The organism is Isoalcanivorax pacificus W11-5 (genome assembly GCF_000299335.2).
Classification (GTDB): domain Bacteria; phylum Pseudomonadota; class Gammaproteobacteria; order Pseudomonadales; family Alcanivoracaceae; genus Isoalcanivorax; species Isoalcanivorax pacificus.
Genome location: NZ_CP004387.1, coordinates 3,697,054 through 3,722,423 on the forward strand (window position 1 = coordinate 3,697,054; position 25,370 = coordinate 3,722,423).

The window sequence follows — 25,370 nt, forward strand, 5'->3', positions numbered from 1 at the left end:
TCCTGAATCGGTTACGGGCGAGGGTCGCCGTCGCTGTGCGGGTCGTCTTCGTCGTCGATCAGGTCGCGGTCTTCGGCGCGGGCCTGGTCGATCAGCGCGGAGAGGCGGCTGGCCTCTTCCGGCAGCTTGTCGTAATGAAAGCGCAGCCGGGGCGTGGTGCGGGTGTTCAGATCCTTGGCCAACTGGCTGCGCAGGAAGCCGGCGGCGTTGCTGAGCACGCCCTCGGCTTCCAGGCCAGCCTCTGCGCCTTCACCCAGCAGGGTGAAGTAGACATCGGCCCAGGACAGATCACGCGCCACTTTCACCTGCTGGATGGTAACCAGCCCCAGGCGCGGGTCTTTCATGCCGAAGCGGATCAGGGACGCCAGCTCGCGCTGGATGTGGTCCCCGATCCGGTCGGTACGCTGGAAGCCCTGTGGGCGACGATGTTTTGTCATTACAACGTCCGCGCCACCACGCGCACTTCAAACACTTCGATCTTGTCGCCGGCCTTGACGTCGTTGTAGCTCTTCACGGCCAGGCCGCACTCCATGCCGTTGCGCACTTCGGCAACGTCTTCCTTGAAGCGGCGCAGGGATTCGAGCTGGCCTTCGAACACCACCACGTCGTCGCGCAGGACGCGGATCGGCAGGTTCCGGCGCAGGGTGCCTTCGACCACCATACAACCGGCCACGGCACCGAACTTGGAGCTGCGGAACACGTCGCGCACCTCGGCCACGCCGACGATCTCTTCGCGGCGCTCGGGCTCGAGCTTGCCGCTCATGGCCGCTTTCACGTCGTCGATCAGCTCGTAGATGATGCTGTAGTAGCGCAGGTCGATGCCTTCACGCTCGCACAGTTTCTTGGCGGCGGAATCGGCGCGGACGTTGAAGCCCAGGATGACCGCCGAGGAGGTCATGGCCAGGTTCACGTCGGATTCGTTGATGGCGCCCACACCGGAAGTGACGATGTTCACTTTCACTTCGCTGGTGCTCAGGTCGTGCAGGGCCCCGATCAGCGCTTCCAGGGAACCGCGCACGTCGGTCTTGAGCACGATGTTGACCTGGCTGGCTTCTTTCTCGCCCATGGTCTCGAACAGGTTTTCCAGTTTCGAGGCCTGCGCGCGCTTGAGTTTGACGTCGCGGTCGCGCTGCTGGCGGAACTCGGCCACTTCGCGGGCTTTCTTCTCGTCAGCGACGATCAGGAACTGCTCGCCGGATTCCGGTGCGCCGTCGAGGCCCAGGATTTCCACCGGGATGGACGGGCCGGCTTCGGTGATCGGCTTGCCGTTTTCGTCGACCATGGCACGGGTGCGGCCAAAGTTGGCGCTGGCCAGCATCATGTCGCCGACTTTCAGGCGGCCTTCCTGGATCAGCACGGAGGTAACCGGGCCGCGGCCTTTTTCGACACGGGATTCGATCACGACACCACGCGCCGGGCCTTCCGGCGCGGCTTTCAGTTCCAGCAGCTCGGCTTGCAGCAGGATGGTATCGAGCAGGTCGTCGATGCCCAGGCCGCTGTGGGCGGACACGTAACAGAACTGGTGATCACCGCCCCACTCTTCCGAGATGATGCCGCGCTGGGACAGGTCGTTCTTGACGCGGTCCGGGTCCGCGCTCTCTTTGTCCATCTTGTTGACGGCAATGATGAGCGGCACGCCAGCGGCTTTCGCGTGGTTGATGGCCTCTTCCGTTTGCGGCATCACGCCGTCGTCGGCCGCCACCACGATCACCACGATATCGGTGGCCTGGGCACCGCGTGCACGCATGGCGGTAAACGCCGCGTGGCCCGGGGTATCCAGGAAGGTGATCATGCCCTTGTCGGTTTCGACGTGGTAGGCACCGATGTGCTGGGTAATGCCGCCGGCTTCGCCTTCGGCCACCTTGGCGCGGCGGATGTAATCCAGCAGCGACGTTTTGCCGTGGTCAACGTGGCCCATGATGGTGACCACCGGTGCACGCGGTTGCGGCTCGGCGGTGTACTGCACCAGGTTGGCCAGATCGTCGGCAATGGTCTCTTCCTGGCCTTTGACGGCTTTCGGCTTGTGGCCCATTTCCTCGACCAGCAGCATCGCCGTTTCCTGGTCGATATGCTGGTTGACGGTGGCCATCTCACCCATTTTCATCAAGGTGCGCATGACTTCGCGCGACTTGATGTTCATGCGCTGAGCCAGATCACCGACGGTGATGGTCTCAGGCACTTCCACTTCATAGATCATCTTTTCAGTCGGGCTCTTGAAGCCGTGTTCTTTGTGGAAGGAGCTCTTCATCTGGCCGTGCGCCACGACGTTGCGCACCTGCGCCTGCGGACGGCGACGACGGCGCTTGGTAGTGCGCTCTTCGTCTCGCCAGCTGGCCTCCATCGCTTCTGACACAATACCGGAACCGGTCTCGATCTCTTCGCTGCCGGCGGCTGCCGGCTGCTCGCCACCACGGCGCTCCAGTTCTTCGGCAATGCGCCGTGCTTCTTCTGCAGTACGCCGGGCGGCCTCTTCCTCGGCCTTTTTGCGGGCTTCGGCTTCCTGTTTGCGGCGCGCTTCATCGGCTTCACGCTTGCGGCGCTCTTCCTCTTCGCGCTGGGCCCGCTCTTCAGGGGTTTCTTCCTTGTGAGCCACCTCGGCTTTCTTGCCGGTGCCCTTGGGCACGGACAGGCGCTTGGCCTTGTCGTCGGCGGATTTTTTCGTGTCATCCTGGTCGTCTTCGCCGGCAGCGGCGCGCTCGGCTTCGGCGCGGGCGGCAATCTCTGCCTCACGCTTGCGGATGGCCTCTTCCTCGGCTTTCTTGCGGGCTTCTTCCTCGGCGGCCTTCGCGGCTTCTTCTGCCGCTTTGCGTTCGGCTTCCAGGCGCTCGGCTTCCAGACGCTCGCGCTCCTGGTCTTCGATCACGGAGCGTTTGACGTAGGTGCGTTTCTTGCGCACTTCCACGGCCACGGTCTTGGCCTTGCCCGACGCGCCGGTGGTCTTGATGGTGCTGGTGCTCTTGCGCTTGAGCGTGATTTTCTGCGGCTCGGCGTCGGCGGTGCCGTGCGAACGGCGCAGGAACGACAGCAGCTGCTGTTTCTGATCGTCGGACACTGCGTCGTCAGCGCTGCCGTGATCCAGGCCCGCTTCTTTCATCTGCTTGAGCAGGGTATCGACGGGGGTCCCGACGATATCCGCGAGTTTCTTTACGGTCGTATCTGCCATGTCAGCCAACCTTCTCCTGTCCGCCGTTCGCAAGCCGCGTGATCGACGCTGGCTTGTCAGCAGGCCGTCTCGCCTGCGTGCAGGCCGGTGCCGGGCACCCACCTGCGCTGGGTCGGCACGGCACTGGATGTGCAAGTGTGCCGGCGCCGGGTACTGAAACAGCCCCGAAGGGCCGTTCAGCGTATGTGCTTACTGGTGTTGCGGTTACTCTGCCTCGTCCGCGAACCAGGGGGCGCGCGCGGTCATGATCAGTTGCGCGGCCCGCTCTTCGTCGAGGCCTTCGATGTCGAGCAGGTCATCCACCGCCTGCTCGGCCAGATCTTCCATGGTGATCACACCCATGCTGGCCAGTTTGACGGCCAGGGCGCGGTCCATGCCTTCCATGTTGAGCAGGTCTTCCGCCGGGGCGGCATGCTCAAGCTGCTCTTCGGAGGTCAGTGCGCGGGTCAGCAGGGCGTCCTTGGCGCGCTGACGCAATGCCTCGACGATGTCTTCGTCGAAACCGTCGATGGCAAGCATTTCTTCCATCGGCACATAGGCCACTTCTTCCAGCGTGCTGAAGCCTTCTTCCACCAGCACGGCGGCAATGTCTTCGTCCACATCCAGGTCGGCGATGAAGCGCTCCAGGATTTCCTGGGTCTCGGCCTGCTGCTTTTCCTGCGCAGCATCCAGCGTCATCACGTTCAGCTCCCAGCCGGTCAGTTCCGAGGCCAGGCGGATGTTCTGACCGCCACGGCCGATGGCCTGAGCCAGGGCGGATTCGTCTTCGACGGCGATGTCCATGGCGTGGCGTTCTTCATCGACCACGATGGAGGCGACTTCGGCCGGCTGCATGGCGTTGATCACCAGCTGCGCCGGGTTGTCGTCCCACAGCACGATGTCGATGCGCTCGCCGGCCAGTTCGTTGGACACGGCCTGCACGCGCGCACCGCGCATGCCGACGCAGGCACCGACCGGGTCGATGCGCTGGTCGTTGGTTTTCACGGCGATCTTGGCGCGGGAGCCGGGATCACGGGCAGCGCCCTTGATTTCGATCAGCTCTTCGCCGATTTCCGGCACTTCGATCTTGAACAGTTCGATCAGCATTTCCGGCGCGGCGCGGCTGGCAAACAGTTGCGGGCCACGGTTTTCCGGGTTGACGCCAGCAAGATAGGCGCGGATGCGGTCGTTCTGGCGCACGGCTTCACGCGGGATCATCTGGTCGCGGGTGATCAGCGCCTCGGCGTTGCCGCCCAGGTCCAGGATGATGCTGTCGCGTGTCGCTTTCTTGACGGTGCCGCTGATCAGCTCGCCGATACGATCACGGTATTCTTCGATGATCTGGGCGCGCTCGGCTTCGCGCACTTTCTGCACGATCACCTGCTTGGCGGTCTGCGCGGCGATACGGCCAAACGCCACCGACTCGACTTCCTCGGCCCAGGTGTCGCCGATGTTCAGCGACGGGTCCTGCTCGCGGGCTTCGTCCAGGGTCAGCTGGCGGCCGAACTCGTACAGGTCTTCGTCCGGCACCACGTGCCATACGCGGTAGGTGCGGTAGTCACCGGACACGCGGTCGATGTGCACGCGCACTTCCACGTCGTCTTCCTTGAAGCGCTTTTTGGTCGCGGCGGCCAGCGCCAGCTCAATCGCTTCAAAAATGACGTCACGGCTGACGCCCTTTTCATTGGATACGGTTTCCGCAACCAGCAGGATCTCTTTGTTCATGGCCAGGCCTTTACAAAGACAACTAAGTCAAACTTTTCAGGCTGAACACAGCCGACTGGACAACACACAAGGCTCAGTCGAACTGCGGCACCACGTTGGCGCGGTCAACCTGCGCGAATGGGACCACCAGTGTCTGACCGTCCACGGCCAGATGCAGGTCGTCACCCATGACGGCGGTAATGTCTGCCGTAAATCTGCGGCGGTTCGACACTGGCGCGAGCAGGCGGACCTGCACTTTTTCGCCAATGTAGAGCTGCCATTGTTCCAGCGTGAACAGCGGCCGATCCATGCCCGGCGAGGACACTTCCAGCGTGTACTCGCCGGAGATCGGGTCTTCCACGTCCAGCACACCGCTGACCTGATGGCTGACCTCAGCGCAATCATCCACGGTAATGCCGTCTTCATGATCGATATAGATACGCAATACTGCGCCCCGGCCCTGGATATATTCCAGACCCCAGAGTACGTAACCCATGCTTTCCACCGACGGGGCCAGCAGGGCGTGCAGTTGATCTGCCTTGCGCATCGCTTTCCTCTTCACTGGCGCCGCTGCACTGTGCGCGGCGCACCAAACAAAAAGCCCCTGCTAGAGGGGCTTTCTGTTACAAGAATCTGCACGCAGTCGCAGACTCTTCTCTGTGGTAGCGGGGGCAGGATTCGAACCTACGACCTTCGGGTTATGAGCCCGACGAGCTACCAGACTGCTCCACCCCGCATCAAACTTTTGTGCCCGTTGTGCAGCCCGGCACCGGGCTCACAACCCGAAGGTCGTAAAACTCCCTTCGGCTTATGCGGTTTGGGAGCCCGACAACCTACCAGACTGCTCCACCCCGCATCAAAACTTCGTGCCTTTAAAGCCTGCACCGGGCCATGCGCAGAGGAGCTTGCCTCCGGCCTGATTTGTTGCCTGAACACCCTGGAAAGTGCTCAGCATCGCCCCAAAACAGGCCGCAAATCCTACTGATTCCTGCCACTTATGTCAATCTAGTTTTTGACAAAGCCAGCATAAACCTACTGCCAGACTTCAAAAAAACTTTGAACAGCGCGCAAAGCGCGCTTGCCCCTATTGATGGTGCCGAAGGCGGGGCGAAAAGCGCCGCTTTTCGCGCCACCGCAGCACCGGGCTATTGTCCCGGTGCGTCCCGGCGGTGGCCGGCAGGCCCGCCCGAGAGACAAGAGCGGGCGTCAGCCCTTCATGTGTTGGTGCCGAAGGCGGGACTTGAACCCGCACGAGCTAGGCTCACTACCCCCTCAAGATAGCGTGTCTACCAATTCCACCACTTCGGCTGAAACTTACTGCCCGGCCGGGACGTCGTCACCGGTCGCGGGGGCCGGGGATTCTACCCCAGCCTGCGGTACCTCAGAAGTGTTTTCTTCCTGCGGCACCGGGAACTCCGACTCGGCGGCCGGGGCGTCTTCTGCCGGCGGCACGGTCTGGATTTCGCTGGACCAGTCAGGCACTTCGGATTCTTCCTGCTGCAGACGCTCCAGCACCGGCAGGCTGCCGATGTTGTCCACCGCCTGGCGGGCATACCATGCCAGGCCCAGGCTGGTGAGCATGAAGACAGTGGCCAGGATCGCGGTGGCGCGGGTCAGGAAGCTGCCCGAACCGCTGCTGCCGAACACGCTCTGCGACGCAGAGGCACCACCACCGAACGACGCGCCGGCATCGGCGCCCTTGCCGTGCTGAATCAACACCAGGCCAATCAGGGCCAGAGCCGTCAACACGTGAACAACATGTAGAACAATATCCATAACGTCCGCTTATTGCGCTGTTGCCGCCTGACAAATGGCGAGAAAACTGTCTGCGTCCAGTGACGCCCCGCCGATCAGACCACCGTCGATGTCGGTCTCGGCCAGCAGGGAGGCGGCATTATCCGCCTTTACACTGCCGCCGTAAAGGATGCGCAAACTGGCGGCAATCTGCCCGTCCCGCGCCTCGATCCGGGCGCGGATAAAGCGGTGAACGGCCTGTGCCTGGGCCGGGGTGGCGGTCAGGCCGGTGCCAATCGCCCAGACCGGCTCGTAGGCCAGCACGGCCTGTTGCAGGGCCTCGACGCCCACCTGGGCCAGCACGGCATCCAGTTGGCGGGCGATCACTGTCTCGGTATCGCCGGCCTCGCGCTCGGCCAGGGTTTCGCCGATGCACAGCACGGGCGTCAGGCCGGCGGCCTGGGCGCGCTGGAATTTGGCAGCCACCACGTCGTCGGTTTCACCGTACAGGGTGCGGCGTTCGGAGTGCCCGACCAGCACGTAGCCGCATTGCAGGTCGGCCAGCATGTCGCCGGAGACTTCGCCGGTGTAGGCGCCTTCGGCTTCGGTGGCCAGGTTCTGGGCCCCCAGATGGACGTGGCTGCCCTGCAGGGTGACGGCCACCGGCGCCAGGTACGGGAATGGCGGGCACAGCAACACGTCGATGCCGGCCGGTGCGCCATGCGCCACGGCGCTGGCCAGTTCACGGGCCATGGTCAGGCGGCCGTGCATTTTCCAGTTGCCGGCGATCAGCGGGGTGCGGGGGGAAGTGGCCATAAGCGCTCTGCCTTGTTCGGATTCTTGTGGAGCCAGATGTTAACGGTTTTTGAAAAGCGTCGGGCGTCTGACGTCGGACGTCTGACGCTTTTTAAGCTATCGCGCTCTGGACGGTGTCGGCCAGCTCGCCGCAGACCTGGGCGACCAGGGATTCGTCTTCGCCTTCCACCATCACGCGGATCAGCGGCTCGGTGCCGGACGGGCGCAGCAGCACGCGGCCCTTGCCGGCCAGGCGGGCTTCGGCGGCGCTGATGGCCTGTTTGACGTCATCGCGCTCGGTGACGCCGTCGCGGCGTGCGCCGCGCACGTTGATCATGGTCTGCGGCAGCTTTTGCATGCCGGCGCAGGCGTCGCGCAGGGAGCAGTTGCGCAGTTGCAGGGCCGCCAGTACCTGGAGCGCGGAAACCACGCCGTCACCGGTGGAGGTGCAGTCCAGGCAGACGATGTGCCCGGAGGCTTCGCCGCCCAGCTGCCAGCCGTTTTTGTCGAGCATTTCGATCACGTAGCGGTCGCCCACGTTGGCGCGGCCGAAGGGAATGCCTTCGCGCTGCAGGGCCAGCTCCAGGCCGAAGTTGGACATCAGTGTGCCGACGGCACCGCCTTCCAGTCCGCCGCGCAGTTTGCGGTCCAGGGCCAGGATGTAGAGCAGTTGGTCACCATCGACCAGGTTGCCCTGGTCGTCCACCATCAGGACGCGGTCGGCGTCGCCATCGAGGGCAATGCCCAGGTCGGCGCCGGTCTCCACCACGGTTTTCTGCAGGCGCTCGGGGTGGGTGCTGCCGCAGTCGAGGTTGATATTGAGGCCGTCCGGCTGGGTGGCCAGTTCGATCACTTCTGCGCCCAGCTCTTCGAGCACGTCCGGGGCGATGTGGTAGGCGGCGCCGTTGGCGCAGTCGACCACGATCTTCATGCCTTTCAGGCTCAGGCGGCCCAGCACCGTGCTCTTGCAGAATTCGATATAACGGCCGCGCGCGTCGACGATGCGGCGCACTTTGCCGAGGGAGTCGGCGCTGGCCATTTCCATTTTTTCGTCCAGCCGGGCCTCGATATCGCGTTCAACGCTGTCAGGCAGTTTGCGGCCGTCGGCACCGAAGAATTTGATGCCGTTGTCGGTGTAGGGGTTGTGCGAGGCGGAGATGACGATACCGGCCTGGGCATGAAAGGTGGTGGTGAGGTAGGCAATGGCCGGTGTCGGCATGGGGCCGAGCAGCAGCACATCGACCCCGGCGGCGGAGATGCCGGCTTCCAGGGCGGATTCGAACATGTAGCCGGAGATGCGGGTGTCTTTGCCGATCAGGATTTTGCTCTGGCCACGCTCGGCCAGCACGCTGCCGGCGGCCCAGCCCAGCTTGAGCACGAAGTCCGGGGTGATCGGAAATTGCCCGACGGTGCCGCGCACGCCATCGGTGCCGAAGTATTTGCGTGTCATCCTTTTCGTTGCCTCCAGTGGAACGGCCTGGTGTCGGCGCCGGGGAGAAATGGCCGGGCGCCGGGTTGTGTGTTGTGGGGGAAGAGCGCCTTCGCGTTGCGAAGGCGCTCTTCCCCGGCCCTCCCCTTCACAGGGAAGGGGGCGTTCATGTCATCCGTTCAATACCGCCCACGCCATGTTCAGCGCATCCACGGTTTCGCGCACATCGTGGGCGCGAATGATATGCGCGCCGCGCTCCAGTGCCATGACGTGCAGCGCAAGCCCGGCCGGCAAGCGCTGGTCCACGGGCCGGCCCAGGGCGTGCCCGATCATGGATTTGCGTGACATGCCCACCAGCAGCGGCAGTTCAAATTCCGCCAGCACGTCCAGCTCGCGCAGCAGGTGCAGGTTATGCGCAAGGGTCTTGCCGAAACCGAAACCCGGATCAATCACCAACCGCTCGCGGGTGATGCCGGCGGCCAGGCAGGCGTCGACGCGCTCGCGCAGGAAGCGCTGCACGTCCGCCACGACATCGTCGCCGGGATAGCTCGGACTCTCCTGCATCACGCCCGGCTCGCCGTTCATGTGCATCAGGCACACGGCCAGCCCGGAGGCGGCAGCGGCTTCCAGCGCGCCCGGGCGGCGCAGGGAGCGGACGTCATTGATCAGGCCGGCGCCGGCGGCAGCGCCTTCACGCATGACGGCGGGCGTGCTGGTATCCAGGGAGATGATCACGTCGAGTTCGCGGGCGATGGCATCCACCACCGGCACCACGCGTTCCAGTTCTTGCGCTTCGCTGACCGGCGCCGCACCAGGACGGGTGGATTCGCCGCCCACGTCGATGATGCCCGCGCCTTCTTCGACCATACGGCGCGCCTGCGCCAGCGCTGCATCGCGCGTGACGAACCGGCCACCGTCAGAGAAGGAATCGGGGGTGACGTTGAGCACCCCCATAACGACAGGCGCGGACAGTGTCAGTGTCCGCGCCCCGCATGCCAGCTGATAAGCAGAAGGTGTCATGCGTCAGTGCGTATTGGCCGGCCCGCCGATCGGGCCTTCGCCCTTGGGTGTCGGCTCGCCGTCCGGGGCCGCGCCCGTGGAGGGGCTGCCGGTACCGGGGCCCGGGTCCTGCCAGTCTTTCGGCGGGCGCACCTGGCGGCCGTTCATGATGTCTTCGATCTGGTCGGCGTCGATGGTCTCGTACTGCATCAGCGCCTGGGCCATGGTCTCCAGCTTGTCGCGGTTGTCTTCCAGGATCTGCTTGGCGCGGCCGTAGCAGTCATCAATGATGGCCCGCACTTCACGGTCGATTTCCTGGGCAATTTCTTCGGACACATGCTTGGTCTGGGACATGGTCTTGCCGAGGAACACTTCGCCTTCTTCTTCCTCGTAGGCCAGCGGACCGAGTTTTTCCGACAGGCCCCATTTGGTGACCATCGCCCGCGCCAGTTTGGTGGCGCGTTCGATATCGTTGGACGCCCCCGTGGTCACGCCGTCGAAGCCGTTGATCATCTCTTCTGCGATACGGCCACCGAACAGGGAGCAGATCATGCTTTCCAGCGCGCGCTTGGACTGGCTGTACTTGTCCTCGGTGGGCAGGTACATGGTCACACCCAGCGCACGGCCACGGGGAATGATCGAGACTTTGTACACCGGATCATGCTCGGGCACGACGCGGCCGATGATGGCGTGGCCGGCTTCGTGGTAGGCGGTGTTCAGCTTCTCTTTCTCGTTCATGACCATGGAGCGGCGTTCGGCGCCCATCAGGATCTTGTCCTTGGCGCGCTCGAATTCTTCCATGCTGACCAGGCGCTTGTTGCCGCGTGCGGCGAACAGTGCGGCCTCGTTCACCAGGTTGGCGAGGTCGGCACCGGAGAAACCCGGCGTACCGCGCGCAATCAGGCTCGGGTTGACGTCATCCGCCACCGGCACGTTGCGCATGTGCACCTTGATGATCTGTTCACGGCCACGCACGTCGGGCAGCGGCACCACGACCTGGCGGTCGAAACGGCCCGGACGCAGCAGTGCGGCGTCGAGGACGTCCGGACGGTTGGTGGCGGCGATGACGATGATGCCGTCGTTGGCACCGAAGCCGTCCATTTCCACCAGCAACTGGTTCAGGGTCTGTTCGCGCTCGTCGTGCCCGCCACCCAGGCCGGCGCCACGGCTACGGCCAACGGCGTCGATCTCGTCGATGAAGATGATGCAGGGCGCGTGTTTTTTGGCCTGCTCGAACATGTCGCGCACACGGGAGGCGCCGACACCGACGAACATTTCCACAAAGTCAGAGCCGGAGATGGAGAAGAACGGCACGCGCGCTTCGCCGGCAATGGCTTTTGCCAGCAGCGTCTTACCGGTCCCCGGCGAGCCGACCATCAGCACGCCGCGCGGAATGCGGCCGCCCAGGCGCTGGAACTTGGCCGGGTCACGCAGGAATTCCACCAGCTCCTGCACTTCCTCTTTGGCTTCTTCCACGCCCGCCACGTCGGCGAAAGTGGTCTTGATCTGGTCTTCGGACAGCAGCCGCGCCTTGCTCTTGCCGAAGGTCATCGGGCCACCGCCGCCCTTGCCGCCGCCCTGCATCTGCCGCATGAAGAAGATGAAGATGGCGAGGATCAGCAGGATCGGCAGCACGGACAGGAACAGCTGGGTCATGAAGCCCTGCCGCTCCGGCTCCTTGCCTTCGACGCGCACGTTGTTCTGGATCAGGGTCGGCATCAGGTCGAGATCCGCCACGGGCGGTTTCACTGTCTCGAACAGTTTGCCCTGGCGGTCTTCGCCGCGGATCCGGTAGTCCTGGATTTCGACACGCGCCACGCCGCCGTTTTCGACGCGCTTGATGAATTCGGAGTAATCCACTGTCTGCACGGTGGGCTCATGGCTGATGCCCTGCGCCACGACGTACAGGACGCCGGCGATTACCAGCCACAGGACGATATTCTTGGTCATGTCGTTCAAGGGACACCTCTCCCCGTTCACGCGGAATCTGCGTGCATGGCACTCCGCCATACACGATAGGAACTTACACTATTTTCAAACCCGACCCCAGCACATACACCTCTGGCGAGCGGGGGCGGCTGGCGGCGGGCTTGCGTGTCACCAGCCTGTCAAAGCAGTCGTGAAGATCGCGGCGGTAGCTGTCCAGCCCCTCGCCCTGGAAGACCTTGACCAGAAAGCGGCCATCGGGTGCCAGCACCCGGCGGGCCATGTCCAGCGCCAGTTCGGCCAGGTACATGGCCCGTGGCTGATCCACGGCCCGTGTTCCACTCATATTGGGGGCCATGTCGGACATTACAAGGTCGACTTTCTTGCCACCCAGGGCGGCCAGCAGCTGCTCGAACACGCTTTCTTCGCGAAAATCGCCCTGAATGAAGGTCACATCGGGGATCGGGTCCATGGCCAGGATGTCGCTGGCAATGATCTGGCCCTGGCCGCCGATGAGCCGTGCAGCGACCTGGGACCAGCCGCCGGGGGCGGCACCGAGGTCCAGCACCCGCATGCCGGGGCGGAACAGGCGGTCTTTTTCGTGGATTTCCAGTAACTTGAAGCTGGCGCGGGAGCGGTAGCCCTCGGCCTGGGCGCGGGCCACCCACTGGTCGTTGAAGTGCTCCTGCAACCAGCGGCTGCTGCTTTTTGATCGTGCCATGCTGTGCCGGCCCTGTGTTTCCGCGTCCGCTCGCGTGCTGTGCGGACATCATTGTAGAATGTGCGCCCTTTTCCGGAGACCCGCCATGCCACTTTCAGCGCAGGACATTCGCCGCTTTCGCGCCATCGGCCACCATCTCAAGCCGATCCTGATCTTCGGGGGCAACGGCCTGAGCGAGTCGTTCCTGGGCGAGCTTGATGCCCGGCTGGAAGACCATGAGCTGATCAAGGTGCGGGTCAACGCCGAGACCCGTGACGACCGCGCCACCGTGGTCGAGGCGCTGTTGAAGGCGTCCCGCGCCGAGCTGGTACAGCGCATCGGCAATATCGCGCTGATCTATCGGGGCGCCAAAAAGCCAAATCCGAAACTCTCCAACATTCTGCGCGCCCAGCAGGGCTGAGGCGTCGGACGTCGGACGTCGGACGTCGGACGTCGGACGTCGGACGTCGGACGTCGGACGTCGGACGCCAGAAGCGTCCAGCTTCCGGCGTCTCGCGTCCTTACAAATGCTCCACTTTGTCGATCTCGAATTCCACCACGCCGCCCGGCGTTTCGATCTGCACCACATCGCCTTCCACTTTGCCGATCAGGCCGCGGGCAATCGGTGAGTTCACCGAGATCTTGTTCTGCTTGATGTTGGCTTCGTCGTCGCCAACGATCTTGTAGACCTTCTGTTCGTCGGTATCCACATTGAGAATGGTGACGGTGGTGCCGAACAGCACTTTGCCGGTGTGGGCGATTTCGCGCACGTCGATGATCTGCGCCGCGCCCAGCTTGCTCTCGATCTCGTTGATGCGGCCTTCGCAGAAACCCTGTTCCTCGCGCGCAGCGTGGTACTCGGCGTTTTCTTTAAGGTCGCCGTGCTCGCGGGCTTCGGCGATGGACTGGACGATGCGCGGACGCTCCACCATCTTCAGACGCTGCAACTCCGCGCGCAGCGCTTCGGCGCCCTCAACGGTCATGGGGAATCGTTGCATCAGTTGCCTCCGTTGCGTTCGGCCCTGGCAATGGCCGCATGCATGTCCTGCAGGCGGCGAACCTGCAGGGTGTCGTCGAGTTTCAGTGTCTGGCACACCGCCCAGGCTGCACTGATGGTGGTGGTGTAGTACACCTTGTGCTGCAGCGCGGAGCGGCGGATGGCGAAGGAATCGCGCACCGCCTGCTTGCCTTCGGTGGTGTTGATGATCATGGCGATCTCGTCGTTCTTGATCATGTCCACCACGTGCGGACGGCCTTCGAGCACCTTGTTGACGCGGGTCACCGGAATGCCCGCTTCGCTCAGGCGCGCGGCGGTGCCGGTGGTCGCCACCAGGGTGAAGCCCAGCTCGTGCAGTTCCTGCGCCACTTCCAGCGCGGCTTTCTTGTCCACTTCGCGCACGGAAATGAACACCGTGCCCTTGCGCGGCAGGCGATCGCCGGCGGCCAGGGCGGCCTTGCCGTAGGCTTCGGCGAAGGTGGCGCCGACGCCCATGACTTCACCGGTGGATTTCATTTCCGGGCCGAGGATCGGGTCCACTTTCGGGAATTTGGCGAACGGGAACACCGCCTCTTTCACGTTGTAATACTGGGGCACGATTTCGCGGGTGAAGTTCTGCGCCTTCAGCGAGGTGCCGGCCATGCAGCGTGCGGCCACCTTGGCCAGTGACACGCCGATGCACTTGGAAACATACGGCACGGTCCGCGAGGCGCGCGGGTTCACTTCCAGCACATACACTTCGCCGTCTTTGACCGCGAACTGCACGTTCATCAGGCCGATCACGCCGAGCTCTCTGGCCATGGCGGCGGACTGTTCGCGCATCACGTTCTGCACGTCTTCCGCCAGGTTGTACGGCGGCAGTGAGCAGGCGGAGTCGCCGGAGTGCACGCCGGCCTGTTCGATGTGCTGCATGATGCCGCCGATCACCACATCTTCACCGTCGCACACGGCGTCGACGTCGGTTTCGATGGCGTCATCGAGGAAGCGGTCCAGCAGTACCGGCGATTCGTTGGAGACCGACACGGCGTTTTTCATGTAGCTGCGCAGCTCGTCTTCGTTGAAGACGATTTCCATGGCGCGGCCACCCAGTACATAAGACGGGCGCACCACCAGCGGATAGCCGATTTCCGCCGCCAGCCGCACACCGTCCTCGATGCTGCGCGCGGTACGGTTCGGCGGCTGTTTCAGGCCGAGTTTGTTGACCATCTGCTGGAAGCGTTCACGGTCTTCTGCTTCGTCAATCGCGTCCGGGCTGGTGCCGATGATGGGCACGCCGGCGGCCTGCAGGGCACGGGCCAGTTTCAGCGGCGTCTGGCCGCCGTACTGCACGATCACGCCTTTCGGTTTTTCCTTGGCGACGATTTCCAGTACGTCTTCCAGGGTCACCGGCTCGAAGTACAGGCGGTCGGAGGTGTCGTAGTCGGTGGACACGGTTTCCGGGTTACAGTTGACCATGATGGTCTCGTAACCATCTTCGCGCATCGCCAGGGCCGCGTGCACACAGCAGTAGTCGAATTCGATACCCTGGCCAATGCGGTTCGGGCCACCGCCGATGACCATGATTTTTTCACGGTCGGACGGTTGCGCTTCGCACTCTTCGTCATAGGAGGAGTACATGTAGGCCGTGCTGGTGGCGAATTCCGCCGCGCAGGTGTCCACGCGCTTGTACACCGGACGGATGTTCAGCTCGTGGCGCTTGCCGCGCACGTCGGCTTCTTTCACACCCAGCAGGTGCGCCAGGCGCATGTCGGAGAAGCCCTTGCGCTTGAGGCGGTACAGGCCGTCACGATCCAGCTCGGTAAAGGTGCTGGCCGCCAGACGCTGCTCGTCGCGGACCAGGTCTTCGATCTGCACCAGGAACCAGCGGTCGATCTTGGTCAGGCGGAACAGTTCGTCGACGGTTAGGCCGGCGCGGAAAGCATCGCCCAGCACCCAGATGCGGTCCGGGCCCGGTGAGGCCAGGGACTCGATCACCTGCTGGCGCAGGTCGCCGTTTTCCGGGTCCAGTTTCGGGTCGAAACCGCAGGAATCGGTTTCCAGGCCACGCAGGGCCTTGTGCAGCGACTCCTGAAAGTTGCGGCCGATGGCCATGACTTCGCCGACGGATTTCATCTGCGTGGTCAGTACCGGGTCGGCCGCCGCGAATTTCTCGAAGTTGAAGCGCGGAATCTTGGTCACGACGTAGTCGATGGACGGCTCGAACGAGGCCGGGGTCTTGCCGCCGGTGATGTCGTTCTGCAGTTCGTCCAGGGTGTAGCCCACAGCCAGTTTGGCCGCGATTTTTGCGATCGGGAAACCGGTCGCTTTCGACGCCAGGGCGGAGGAACGGGACACACGCGGGTTCATCTCGATCACGACCATGCGGCCGGTGTCCGGGCACATGCCGAACTGCACGTTGGAGCCGCCGGTTTCCACACCGATCTCGCGCAGCACCGCCAGGGAGGCGTTACGCATGATCTGGAATTCCTTGTCGGTGAGCGTCTGCGCCGGGGCGACGGTGATAGAGTCGCCGGTGTGCACGCCCATTGGGTCCAGGTTTTCGATGGTGCAGACGATGATGCAGTTGTCCTTGCGATCACGGACCACTTCCATCTCGTATTCTTTCCAGCCGAGCAGTGATTCGTCGATCAGCAGCTCTTTGGTCGGCGACAGGTCCAGGCCGCGTTCGCAGATTTCCTGGAACTCTTCGCGGTTGTAGGCGATGCCGCCACCGGAGCCGCCCATGGTGAAGCTGGGCCGGATGATGCACGGGAAGCCGATATCGTCGAGCACCGAGAAGGCTTCTTCCATGGAATGCGCCAGCGCCGCGCGCGGGCACTCCAGGCCGATGCTGCGCATGGCCTTGTCGAAGCGGCTGCGGTCTTCGGCTTTATCGATGGCGTCGGCGTTGGCACCGATCATTTCCACGTTGTACTTGTCCAGCACGCCGTGCTTGGCGAGATCCAGCGCGCAGTTCAGCGCGGTCTGGCCGCCCATGGTCGGCAGCAGGGCATCCGGGCGCTCTTTCTCGATGATCTTCTCGACGGTTTCCCAGGTGATCGGCTCGATGTAGGTGGCATCGGCCATCGCCGGGTCGGTCATGATGGTCGCCGGGTTGGAGTTCACCAGGATGACGCGGTAACCCTCTTCACGCAGCGCCTTGCAGGCCTGGGCGCCGGAGTAGTCGAACTCACAGGCCTGGCCGATCACGATAGGACCGGCGCCGATGATGAGGATGCTCTGTATGTCGGTTCTCTTTGGCATGTCTTGCTAACCGTCGAAGTCGGGTTGATTGGCCGGCCGAAGCCGGACGCTCATCAGGCGCGCTGCGCCGCCATCAGTTCGATGAAATGATCAAACAGTGACGCGGCGTCGTGCGGGCCGGGGCTTGCCTCCGGGTGCCCCTGGAAGCTGAAGGCCGGCTTGTCGGTGCGGTGGATGCCCTGCTGCGTGCCGTCGAACAGCGACACGTGGGTGGAACGCAGGGTCGCCGGCAAGGTGTCGGCGTCCACTTCGAAGCCGTGGTTCTGGCTGGTGATCATCACCGTGTTGTTGTCCAGATCCTTGACCGGGTGGTTGGCACCGTGGTGGCCGAATTTCATCTTGCGGGTCTTGGCGCCGCTGGCCAGGGCCAGCAACTGATGGCCCAGGCAGATGCCGAACACCGGCAGGCCGGTGTCGACGATCTCGCGGATCGCCTCGATGGCGTAGTCGCAGGGCTCCGGGTCACCCGGGCCGTTGGACAGGAACACGCCGTCCGGTTTCATCGCCAGCACCTCGCTGGCCGGGGTCTGCGCCGGCACCACGGTGAGCTTGCAGCCGCGCTCGGCCAGCATGCGCAGGATGTTGCGCTTGGCACCAAAATCGTAGGCGACGACGTGGAAGCGGGCCTCGGCCTGCTCGTTGTGGCCCGCGCCCAGTTGCCAGACGCCTTCGGTCCAGGTGTAGGTTTCCTTGACGCTGACTTCTTTCGCCAGGTCCATGCCCTTGAGGCCCGGAAAAGCGCGGGCAGCGGCCAGCGCGTCGTCCTCGGAAATGTTGTCGCCGGCCAGGATGCAGCCGTTCTGGGCGCCTTTTTCGCGCAGAATGCGGGTCAGGCGGCGGGTATCGATGTCGGCGATGGCGACGATGTTGTTGGCACGCAGGTACTCCGGCAGACTCTGCTCGGCGCGCCAGCTGCTGACAGTCTGCGCCAGGTCGCGGATCACCAGGCCCGCGGCCCAGACTTTCCAGGATTCCTCGTCTTCCGCATTGGTGCCGGTGTTGCCGATATGCGGATAGGTCAGGGTGACAATCTGCTGGGCGTAGGAAGGATCGGTCAGGATCTCCTGATAGCCGGTGAGCGCCGTATTAAACACCACCTCGCCAACGGTCTTGCCGGACGCGCCGATTGAGACGCCCCGGAAGATGCTGCCGTCTTCCAGCGCCAGTATGGCCGGTACCGTCAACGCAACCTCCAGAAATTAAAGCCAAATCTTGGGGGGAAGGGCCTGAACCACAGTGCTTCGCGTGCGCAAAAAAGCGAGATGGACTGATCCACCTCGCTCGAATTCAGCTCTTTTTTGCCGCCAGCCGCCAAGCCGGCCCTTCGGGATCGCGCTATTTTAGGGGTTATCGTCGCCGGGCGCCAGCGCAAGGGGACCACCTCGGCGAAAAGGCAGCCCGCCCCGGCGAACTTGATGTGATCAGTCGCGCAAACCGAGCACGTCCTGCATGTCGAACACGCCCCGGTCCTGCCCGGCCAGCCAGGCGGCGGCGCGCACGGCGCCCCGGGCAAAGTTCATGCGGCTGGTGGCCTTGTGGGTGATCTCCACCCGCTCGCCGTCAGCGGCGAACATCACCGTGTGCTCGCCAACGATATCGCCGGCCCGGATGGTCTCGAAGCCGATGGTCTGCCGTTCGCGGGCACCGGTACGCCCTTCGCGGCCGTAGACGGCGCAGGTTTTCAGGTCACGCCCCAGGGCGCTGGCCACCACTTCGCCCATCGCCAGGGCGGTGCCGGAGGGGGCATCGATCTTGTGCCGGTGGTGGGCCTCGATCACTTCGATATCCACTTCGTCACCGAGCACTTTCGCGGCGGTGTCCAGCAGCTTCAGGCACAGGGTCACGCCGACGGAATAGTTGGCGGCGAAGCAGATCGCGATGTCGCCGCCGGCGGCGTGCAACTCGGCCTTCTGATCGTCGCTCAGGCCGGTGGTGCCGATCACCAGCCGGCGGCCGGCCGCCCGGCAGGCGCGGATATTCGCCATGGTCGCTTCCGGGATCGTGAAGTCGATAAACACATCGGCGTCGTTGAGCACCGCATTGATGTTGTCCACCAGCGCCACACCCAGCTTGCCCTGCCCCACCAGCTCGCCGGCATCGGCCCCGATCAGGGAGCTGCCGGGCACGTCCACGGCGGCACCCAGGGTCAGGCCGTCAAACGCCTGCACGGCTTCGATCAGGGTGCGTCCCATGCGCCCGGCGGCGCCGATAATGCCTACTTTCATGGGGTGATTCCGTTACGGTGAAGAGAGACGGGAAGGCTACAGCGAAACGACAGCACGGGCAAAGCGCTCATCGCTCGCCGCTTCCCTTCATTCCTTGCGGGCGCCGGTATGCACTTCGCCTTCGGCCTGGCCGGGGTGCGGCGGCACGCCCGGGCGGTTGCTGCGACGGTCACGGGAGACTGCCGCACGGGCCAGCATCATGGTGGTGGCCGGAGCGGTCAGCAGCACCGCCACGGTGATCAGCAGCTCATGGATCACCGGGCGTGTCTTCAGCGCGCTGAAAAACAGCATTGAGGCGATCAGGAAGCAGCCGGCGCCAAGCGTGTTGATCAGCGCCGGGCCGTGGATGCGCTGATAGAAATTGGATAACCGCAGCAGCCCCAGCGCGCCGGTCACGCACAGCAAGCCGCCGATAATCAGCAGCAGCGAGACGGGAATCGCCGCCCACAGCGGCACCTGCTCCATCGGGCTCATTCAATCACCTCGCCGCGCAGCAGGAATTTCGCCATAGCGATGGAACCCACGCAGCCGAGCAGCGCTATCAGCAGCGCGATGTCGAAATACAGCGTGTTGCCAAAGCGCATGCCCTGCACCAGCAGCAGCAACATGGCGGAAATGTAGATCATGTCCAGCGCGATCACGCGGTCCTGCGCGGTGGGGCCGCGCAGCAGGCGGATCAGCGCCAGCAGCATGCCGAGGCTGATGCAGATCAGCGCGAAGGTGAGCACCGGCGCAATCGAGACGGTCATCATCATTCGAATATCATCCTCAGCGGTGTTTCGTAGCGCTGTTTGATGGTGTGTGTCCACCATTCTTCATCGTGCAGATCAAGAATGTGCAGCATCAGCTGGCGCCGGTCGGCGCTGAGTTCCACCCAGACCGTGCCCGGCGTGCAACAGAGAATGCAGGCCAGCGCTGCCAGGCCGTGCGGCGCCTGAATATCCAGTGGCACCGTCATGAACCCGGAGTTCTGGCGACGTTTCGCCGGCCCCAGAATGACCAGGCTGACCGCGATGCAGGAACGGCAGATATCGAACAGCACCACGCAAAACAGTTGCGCGATGATCAACGGCCGGCGCACTTTCAGCGCACGCACCGGTTGCATCTGCCGGGTGAAATACGGCACCGCCCAGGCGAACGCGACACCCAGCAGCCAGTGGCCTGGTGCCACGGTCTCGTTCAGCAGCAGCCACATGGCCAGCAGGAAGGCCGAGATCAGCGGGAAAGGCAGCCAACGTTTCATCAATGCACCTCCCCGGCCACTGGCGTGCTGTCCATGACGCCTTCGGCGAAGGTCGTGCCATCGTGCAGCGCTTCGGCGGTGCGCTGCAAAAAGCCCATCACCGGCCCGGCCTGGACGGTAATCAGCACACAGCACAGCAACAGGCCGGCGATCGGCGCCGCTTCGATCAGACGCAGCCGGGGCACCTTGTGGCTGGCCGGCACCCAGAACAGGCGGATACCAAGCCGCATCAGCGTGATGATGCCGGCCAGGCCGGACACCACCAGCAGCACCAGCAACAGCCAAGTCACGACCGGCACCTGGGCCAGTTGCGCCATGTCGTGATGCGCCAGCGCGGTGGCCATCAGTGCGAACTTGCCGATAAACCCGGACAACGGCGGCATGCCGGTGAGCATCAGCGTACACAACACAAAACTCATGCCGAGGAAGGCCAGCGCGGCGGGGATGGCAACGCCGACTTCGTCCTGCTCGGGCAGCACCATGCCTTCGGCCTCGAACGCTTCCACAGTGACCGCGAGCAGGTTGGCACCGAAATCACGAATGCGTTCCAGCAGGTCGGTGAGCAGGAAAAACGCCGCCAGCGCCAGGGTGGAACCGAGCATGTAATAGAGGGCTGCAGCAGTGGCGCCCACGCCTTCGATGGCAATACCGGCCAGCAATGTGCCCGATGACGCAATCACGCTGAACCCGGCCAGCCGCTTGAAATCCTGCGCCGCCAGCATGCCCAGGCTGGCCACCGCCAGCGTGGCCAGCCCGCCGTACAGCAGCCACTCGCCGCCGAAGCCGGCGGAGTCACCGGCGTCATCGGAGAACAGCAGCAGCCACAGGCGCAGCAGCACATAAATCCCGACTTTGGTCATGATGGCGAACATCGCCGCCACCGGTGGCGTGGCGGCTGCATAACTGCCGGGCAGCCAGAAATTCAGCGGCCAGATGGCGCTCTTGATCAGAAAGGCCACGGCCAGGATGGCGGCGCCGGTTTCCAGCAGGTGCGTGTCGGCGGGTGACATGGGCGGAATGCGCAGCGCGATATCGGCCATGTTCAGCGACCCGGCGGCGGCGTAGATCAGCGCCACGCCGATCAGGAACACGGAGGACGCCGCCAGGTTGACCGCCACATAGTGCAGCCCGGTCCGCACGCGCTGCTTGCCGGAACCGTGCAGCAACAGGCCGTAGGACGCCGCCAGCATCACTTCGAAAAACACGAACAGGTTGAACAGATCGTTGGTCAGGAAGGCGCCGTTGACGCCCACCAGCATGAACTGGAACAGCGCATGGAAATGCACGCCAACACGATCCCAGCGGGCCGCGGCGAACATCAGCGTGGCGCAGGCCAGCACCGCCGTGAGCAGCAGCATCAGCGCGGCGAGCCGGTCCGCCGCCAGTGCAATGCCGAACGGCAGCGACCAGTTGCCAAGCAGATAGGTGGCGCTCGGCGCGGCACCAGCCACCTGATCGGCCTGCCACAGCAACACCAGCGCGATGGCCAGCAGACTGAAGGTGCTGCACAGGCCCACGGTCACTTTCAACCGCCGGCGGTGCTCGTCCACGGGCACCAGCGCCGCACCGACCAGCAGCGGCAGCAGGATCGGCGCGATGATCAGATGATCGAGCAGGTTCATGCGCTGCCGTCCTCCTTGCCGTCCACATGGTCAGTGCCGGTGAGGCCGCGCGAGGCGAGCAGCAACACCAGGAACAGGGCCGTCATGGCAAAGCCGATAACGATGGCGGTCAGCACCAGCGCCTGCGGCAGCGGGTCAGCGTATTCGGTCAGTGGCAGCAGTTCGCCGTCGATGATCACCGGCGCCTTGTTTTGCGTCAGCCGGCCCATCGAAAAAATAAACAGGTTCACCGCGTAGGAAATCAGCGACAGCCCCATGATCACCTGGAAGGTCCGTGGGCGCAGCAGCAGCCAGATGCCGGCGCCGGACAACACGCCGATGGCCAGGGCAAGAATCAGTTCCATCGTATCGCTCCCCGTCGGCGGTTTTCGGTGGGTGTGTCGCCGGCCTTGGCGGAACTGCGGTGACTGCGCACCGACTGGTGACCCAGCGCAATCAGCACCAGCACGGTGGCGCCCACCACCAGCGAGAACACGCCGAGATCAAACAGGAAGGCACTTGGCAGCGGCACTTCGCCAACCAGCGGCAGCACCGGATGCGGTGAATGGGTAGTCAGGAACGGATAACCGAATACCCAGCTGCCCAGGCCCGTGAACAGTGCCAGCAACAGGCCGCTGCCGATCCAGACGTGCGGCCGAATGGGCAGCTTTTCTTCCACCCATTCGGTGCCGCCCACCATGTATTGCATGATGATCGCCACCGACATCACCAACCCGGCGACGAAGCCGCCACCCGGCATGTTGTGGCCGCGCATGAACAGATAGATGGCGACCACCATCAAGACCGGCATCAGCGCGCGCATGAAAATACCCGGCACCAGCAAACTGCCGTCTTCGGCGTCTTTCGACGGCGTATAGCCTTCCGGGTCGTCCTGCTGTTGTGACAGGTGAATGCTTTCCTGCGCGGGGCGGAAGCGACGCAGCAATGCGTAAACCGTCAGCGCGACGATACCCAGCACGGCGATTTCACCGAAGGTATCGAAACCGCGAAAGTCCACCAGGATGACGTTCACCACATTGGTGCCGCCGCCTTCGGGCAAGGCTTTTTCGAGAAAGAAATCGGCAATGCTTTCGCTCTGGTCGCGGGTCAGCACCAGGTACGCCAGCAGCGCCATGCCGCCACCGCCGAGCGTGGCGATCAGGAAATCGCGGCTGCGCCGCACGCGGTCACGCAGTGACGCCTGAATGCCCAGTTCTTTCGGTTCCAGACGACGCGGCAGCCAGCGCAGGCCGAGCAGGATCAGCACGGTGGTGACCACCTCCACCGCCAGCTGGGTCAGCGCCAGGTCCGGCGCGGAAAACCACGCGAAGGTCAGACACACCACCAGCCCGGTGCCGCCGACCAGCGCCAGCGCGGCGAGCCGGTGATATTTCGCCTGATACGCCGCCGCAACAGCACAGATGCCGCCGATCAGCCACATCATGGCAAACGCCGGGTCGAGCGCCATCGGCAGTTCGCGCAGGTCCGTCACGCCCCGCAACGACGGCAGCAGCCCGGCGATCAGCGTCACCACTACCAACCACATCAATTGCGGTTGCAGGCGCTGACTGGTGAGGCGGTACTGCAGGCGGCCGGCAAAGCCGGTGGCCGCCATCAACACGCGCTCGAATTCGCGCTGGCCATCGAAGCGGTGCAACAGCGGCACTTTGTCCAGCGAACGCACCGGCAGGAATTTTTCCAGGATCAGGTACAGCAGCACGCCACCGCCCAGCGCGGCAACGCTCATCAGCAGCGGCAGGTTGAAGCCGTGCCAGACAGAAAGACTGTATTCCGGCGTGGCGACGCCCAGCACCGAGACAACCGCCAGGTGCAGAAACGGGCCGATGGTCAGCCCCGGCACCACACCCACGACCAGGCAGGCCAGCACCAGGGCTTCGATCGGGAAGCGCATCCAGTACGGCGGCTCGTGCGGTACGCGCGGCAGGTCTTTTGCCGGCGGGCCGAAGAACACTTCGTGGATGAAACGCAGTGAGTAGGTCACGCTGAACAGGCCAGCCAGAGTCGCCGCCAACGGCAGGCCCCAGTTCATGCTGCCACTGATGTCGATGGTTTCGGCGAAGAACATTTCTTTCGACAGGAAACCATTCAGCAGCGGCACACCGGCCATGGCGGCAGCGGCCACCATCGCCAGCGTGGTGGTGATCGGCATCAGGTGGCGCAGGCCACCCAGCCGGCGCAGGTCGCGGGTGCCGGTTTCGTGATCGATGATCCCGGCCGCCATGAACAGGGAGGCTTTGAAGGTGGCGTGGTTGAGGGTGTGGAAAATCGCGGCCACTGCGGCCAGCGGTGTGCCAATACCCAGCAGCAGGGTTATCAGCCCGAGGTGACTGATGGTGGAGTACGCCAGCAGGCCTTTCAGGTCATGCTGGAAGATGGCGAGGAAGGCGCCGATCACCAGGGTCGCAAGCCCGGCGCCTCCGATGATCAGTGACCAGGCTTCGGTGCCGGCCAGCACCGGCCAGAAGCGGATCAACAAGAACACGCCTGCTTTCACCATGGTGGCCGAATGCAGGAACGCGGACACCGGCGTCGGCGCCGCCATGGCGCGCGGCAACCAGAAGTGGAACGGGAACTGCGCGCTCTTGGTCAGCGCACCGAGCGCCACCAGGCCCAGCACCCAGAGGTAACCGTCATGGGCACGCACCAGATCACCGGCTGCCAGCACGTCATCGAGGTCATAGCTGCCGACGATCTGCCCGAGAATCACCATGCCGGCGAACAGCGCCAGCCCGCCGGTGGCCGTGACGGTAAAGGCCATGCGCGCGCCACGGCGGGCATCGGCGCGGTGGTGCCAGTAGCCGATCAGCATGAAGGAGGTGAGGCTGGTCAGCTCCCAGAACAGCACCAGCTGGATCAGGTTGCCGGAGAGCACCACGCCGAGCATGGCGCCCATGAACGCAAGCAGGAAGGAAAAGAAGCGCGGCACCGGGTCTTCCGGTGACATGTAGTAGCGCGCATAGAGCACGACCAGAAAACCGATCACCGACACCAGCAGTGTGAACAGCCAGGCAAAGCCGTCCATGCGGAAAATCAGGTTCAGGCCGTATTGCGGCAACCAGGGGATCGTGGTCCGCAGCACGTCGCCGCCGGCCACCGCGCCATATTGCAGCAGCGCCAGCAGCGCGCACCCGAGTGTCACGCTGCCGGCCAGCCAGGCTTCCCAGTTACGCGCGTTCGCGGGCAGCAGCGCCGCAAGGCAGCTTCCCAGGAACGGCAGTAACACGATCAGGACCAGCGACGACATTCAGGCTCTCTCTGCTCTGGTTGCGCAGCAGTGGCGCGCGCGTACCGGGTCTGGGCGTTTCCGCAACCACCCGGCACCGGCAAACCGCGCCGGACGGCGGGCCTGGTTGATGCACTGATCAATACCGGATGATGGCGGCCTGTGCGACCGTTGTTCAGCGGGCAGCCCTGAAGATCATGTCCGGATTCAGACATGCTGGCGCGCAGTGGCGCAACACTGGGGCAAATAAGGGCGAGCCCGTTTTCGGCTGGACGGCGCTTGCGTGGATAGCGTCAAGGGCGGCCAGGCGCGAAATACGATTCCCCAGCACTGTAACGCATATAACCTAATCGAACAAAGGGGAATTTCTTAATAAAAATTAAATATG

Annotated in this window: 21 protein-coding genes and 2 tRNA genes; 1 reads left to right on the forward strand and 22 read right to left on the reverse strand. The window is 63.9% G+C overall.

Features of this window, described 5'->3' with window-relative positions:
- Positions 1–11: 11 nt before the first annotated feature.
- The 12 genes from rbfA to rlmE form a co-directional block, all read right to left on the reverse strand.
- Positions 12–437 (reverse strand): 30S ribosome-binding factor RbfA, encoded by a 426-nt coding sequence (gene rbfA, locus S7S_RS16565; RefSeq protein WP_008733164.1) that lies wholly within the window; start codon positions 435–437, stop codon positions 12–14.
- Complete coding sequence (gene infB, locus S7S_RS16570; RefSeq protein ID WP_008733162.1) at positions 437–3,163, reverse strand: translation initiation factor IF-2; 2,727 nt, start codon at positions 3,161–3,163, stop codon at positions 437–439. The genes rbfA and infB overlap by 1 nt, the downstream gene beginning before the upstream one ends.
- A 204-nt stretch (positions 3,164–3,367) precedes the next feature.
- The gene (gene nusA / locus S7S_RS16575; protein WP_008733160.1) at positions 3,368–4,867 is read right to left on the reverse strand and encodes a transcription termination factor NusA; all 1,500 of its coding nucleotides are present in this window, start codon (positions 4,865–4,867) and stop codon (positions 3,368–3,370) included.
- A 73-nt stretch (positions 4,868–4,940) separates the two neighbouring features.
- On the reverse strand, positions 4,941–5,393 hold the full coding sequence (gene rimP / locus S7S_RS16580; protein WP_008733158.1) for a ribosome maturation factor RimP: 453 nt from the start codon (positions 5,391–5,393) through the stop codon (positions 4,941–4,943).
- Positions 5,394–5,506: 113 nt separating this feature from the next.
- A tRNA-Met gene (locus tag S7S_RS16585) sits at positions 5,507–5,583 on the reverse strand.
- A 485-nt stretch (positions 5,584–6,068) separates the two neighbouring features.
- A tRNA-Leu gene (locus S7S_RS16590) sits at positions 6,069–6,154 on the reverse strand.
- A gap of 6 nt (positions 6,155–6,160) precedes the next feature.
- Positions 6,161–6,622, reverse strand: a complete 462-nt coding sequence (gene secG / locus S7S_RS16595) for a preprotein translocase subunit SecG (protein WP_035202940.1) — start codon at positions 6,620–6,622, stop codon at positions 6,161–6,163.
- Positions 6,623–6,631: 9 nt separating this feature from the next.
- On the reverse strand, positions 6,632–7,396 hold the full coding sequence (gene tpiA / locus S7S_RS16600) for a triose-phosphate isomerase (RefSeq protein ID WP_008733154.1): 765 nt from the start codon (positions 7,394–7,396) through the stop codon (positions 6,632–6,634).
- Positions 7,397–7,487: 91 nt separating this feature from the next.
- On the reverse strand, positions 7,488–8,825 hold the full coding sequence (gene glmM / locus S7S_RS16605) for a phosphoglucosamine mutase (RefSeq protein ID WP_008733152.1): 1,338 nt from the start codon (positions 8,823–8,825) through the stop codon (positions 7,488–7,490).
- Positions 8,826–8,975: 150 nt separating this feature from the next.
- On the reverse strand, positions 8,976–9,824 hold the full coding sequence (gene folP, locus S7S_RS16610) for a dihydropteroate synthase (RefSeq protein ID WP_082027755.1): 849 nt from the start codon (positions 9,822–9,824) through the stop codon (positions 8,976–8,978).
- 3 nt (positions 9,825–9,827) lie between these two features.
- Complete coding sequence (gene ftsH, locus S7S_RS16615) at positions 9,828–11,753, reverse strand: ATP-dependent zinc metalloprotease FtsH (RefSeq protein WP_035202937.1); 1,926 nt, start codon at positions 11,751–11,753, stop codon at positions 9,828–9,830.
- Between the two features lie 73 nt (positions 11,754–11,826).
- Complete coding sequence (gene rlmE, locus S7S_RS16620) at positions 11,827–12,450, reverse strand: 23S rRNA (uridine(2552)-2'-O)-methyltransferase RlmE (RefSeq protein WP_008733146.1); 624 nt, start codon at positions 12,448–12,450, stop codon at positions 11,827–11,829.
- 85 nt (positions 12,451–12,535) lie between these two features.
- Between rlmE and yhbY the strand changes: the two genes are divergently transcribed.
- Positions 12,536–12,850, forward strand: a complete 315-nt coding sequence (yhbY, locus tag S7S_RS16625) for a ribosome assembly RNA-binding protein YhbY (RefSeq protein WP_008733143.1) — start codon at positions 12,536–12,538, stop codon at positions 12,848–12,850.
- 100 nt (positions 12,851–12,950) lie between these two features.
- Here yhbY and greA read toward each other — a convergent pair whose 3' ends face one another.
- From greA to S7S_RS16675, 10 genes are all read right to left on the reverse strand, one after another.
- A complete protein-coding gene (gene greA / locus S7S_RS16630) occupies positions 12,951–13,427 on the reverse strand; it encodes a transcription elongation factor GreA (protein ID WP_008733141.1) in 477 nt (158 codons plus the stop codon).
- On the reverse strand, positions 13,427–16,669 hold the full coding sequence (gene carB, locus S7S_RS16635; protein ID WP_008733139.1) for a carbamoyl-phosphate synthase large subunit: 3,243 nt from the start codon (positions 16,667–16,669) through the stop codon (positions 13,427–13,429). Before carB ends, greA begins: the two co-directional genes overlap by 1 nt.
- Before the next feature lie 53 nt (positions 16,670–16,722).
- Positions 16,723–17,853, reverse strand: a complete 1,131-nt coding sequence (gene carA / locus S7S_RS16640; protein ID WP_008733137.1) for a glutamine-hydrolyzing carbamoyl-phosphate synthase small subunit — start codon at positions 17,851–17,853, stop codon at positions 16,723–16,725.
- A 237-nt stretch (positions 17,854–18,090) separates the two neighbouring features.
- Positions 18,091–18,894, reverse strand: coding sequence for a 4-hydroxy-tetrahydrodipicolinate reductase (gene dapB / locus S7S_RS16645; RefSeq protein WP_008733135.1), 804 nt, complete (start codon positions 18,892–18,894; stop codon positions 18,091–18,093).
- An 87-nt stretch (positions 18,895–18,981) separates the two neighbouring features.
- Positions 18,982–19,368 (reverse strand): monovalent cation/H(+) antiporter subunit G, encoded by a 387-nt coding sequence (mnhG, locus tag S7S_RS16650; protein WP_035202934.1) that lies wholly within the window; start codon positions 19,366–19,368, stop codon positions 18,982–18,984.
- Positions 19,365–19,649, reverse strand: a complete 285-nt coding sequence (locus S7S_RS16655; protein ID WP_238582908.1) for a K+/H+ antiporter subunit F — start codon at positions 19,647–19,649, stop codon at positions 19,365–19,367. Before S7S_RS16655 ends, mnhG begins: the two co-directional genes overlap by 4 nt.
- Positions 19,646–20,137, reverse strand: a complete 492-nt coding sequence (locus S7S_RS16660) for a Na+/H+ antiporter subunit E (protein WP_008733127.1) — start codon at positions 20,135–20,137, stop codon at positions 19,646–19,648. Before S7S_RS16660 ends, S7S_RS16655 begins: the two co-directional genes overlap by 4 nt.
- On the reverse strand, positions 20,137–21,759 hold the full coding sequence (locus tag S7S_RS16665; RefSeq protein ID WP_008733124.1) for a monovalent cation/H+ antiporter subunit D: 1,623 nt from the start codon (positions 21,757–21,759) through the stop codon (positions 20,137–20,139). Before S7S_RS16665 ends, S7S_RS16660 begins: the two co-directional genes overlap by 1 nt.
- Positions 21,756–22,103 carry a Na+/H+ antiporter subunit C gene (locus S7S_RS16670; RefSeq protein ID WP_008733122.1) on the reverse strand — a complete coding sequence of 116 codons (348 nt, stop codon included), beginning with the start codon at positions 22,101–22,103 and terminating at the stop codon, positions 21,756–21,758. Before S7S_RS16670 ends, S7S_RS16665 begins: the two co-directional genes overlap by 4 nt.
- Entirely contained in the window at positions 22,094–25,003 is a 2,910-nt protein-coding gene (locus tag S7S_RS16675; protein WP_008733119.1) for a monovalent cation/H+ antiporter subunit A, read from the reverse strand. Before S7S_RS16675 ends, S7S_RS16670 begins: the two co-directional genes overlap by 10 nt.
- Positions 25,004–25,370: the final 367 nt, after the last annotated feature.

Coding starts and splice junctions, on each gene's coding strand:
- rbfA (WP_008733164.1), bottom strand. CDS start 437: ATGACAAAACATCGTCGCCCACAGGGCTTCCAGCGTACCGACCGGATC.
- infB (WP_008733162.1), bottom strand. CDS start 3,163: ATGGCAGATACGACCGTAAAGAAACTCGCGGATATCGTCGGGACCCCC.
- nusA (WP_008733160.1), bottom strand. CDS start 4,867: ATGAACAAAGAGATCCTGCTGGTTGCGGAAACCGTATCCAATGAAAAG.
- rimP (WP_008733158.1), bottom strand. CDS start 5,393: ATGCGCAAGGCAGATCAACTGCACGCCCTGCTGGCCCCGTCGGTGGAA.
- secG (WP_035202940.1), bottom strand. CDS start 6,622: ATGGATATTGTTCTACATGTTGTTCACGTGTTGACGGCTCTGGCCCTG.
- tpiA (WP_008733154.1), bottom strand. CDS start 7,396: ATGGCCACTTCCCCCCGCACCCCGCTGATCGCCGGCAACTGGAAAATG.
- glmM (WP_008733152.1), bottom strand. CDS start 8,825: ATGACACGCAAATACTTCGGCACCGATGGCGTGCGCGGCACCGTCGGG.
- folP (WP_082027755.1), bottom strand. CDS start 9,824: ATGACACCTTCTGCTTATCAGCTGGCATGCGGGGCGCGGACACTGACA.
- ftsH (WP_035202937.1), bottom strand. CDS start 11,753: ATGACCAAGAATATCGTCCTGTGGCTGGTAATCGCCGGCGTCCTGTAC.
- rlmE (WP_008733146.1), bottom strand. CDS start 12,450: ATGGCACGATCAAAAAGCAGCAGCCGCTGGTTGCAGGAGCACTTCAAC.
- yhbY (WP_008733143.1), top strand. CDS start 12,536: ATGCCACTTTCAGCGCAGGACATTCGCCGCTTTCGCGCCATCGGCCAC.
- greA (WP_008733141.1), bottom strand. CDS start 13,427: ATGCAACGATTCCCCATGACCGTTGAGGGCGCCGAAGCGCTGCGCGCG.
- carB (WP_008733139.1), bottom strand. CDS start 16,669: ATGCCAAAGAGAACCGACATACAGAGCATCCTCATCATCGGCGCCGGT.
- dapB (WP_008733135.1), bottom strand. CDS start 18,894: ATGAAAGTAGGCATTATCGGCGCCGCCGGGCGCATGGGACGCACCCTG.
- mnhG (WP_035202934.1), bottom strand. CDS start 19,368: ATGAGCCCGATGGAGCAGGTGCCGCTGTGGGCGGCGATTCCCGTCTCG.
- S7S_RS16655 (WP_238582908.1), bottom strand. CDS start 19,649: ATGATGATGACCGTCTCGATTGCGCCGGTGCTCACCTTCGCGCTGATC.
- S7S_RS16660 (WP_008733127.1), bottom strand. CDS start 20,137: ATGAAACGTTGGCTGCCTTTCCCGCTGATCTCGGCCTTCCTGCTGGCC.
- S7S_RS16665 (WP_008733124.1), bottom strand. CDS start 21,759: ATGAACCTGCTCGATCATCTGATCATCGCGCCGATCCTGCTGCCGCTG.
- S7S_RS16670 (WP_008733122.1), bottom strand. CDS start 22,103: ATGGAACTGATTCTTGCCCTGGCCATCGGCGTGTTGTCCGGCGCCGGC.
- S7S_RS16675 (WP_008733119.1), bottom strand. CDS start 25,003: ATGTCGTCGCTGGTCCTGATCGTGTTACTGCCGTTCCTGGGAAGCTGC.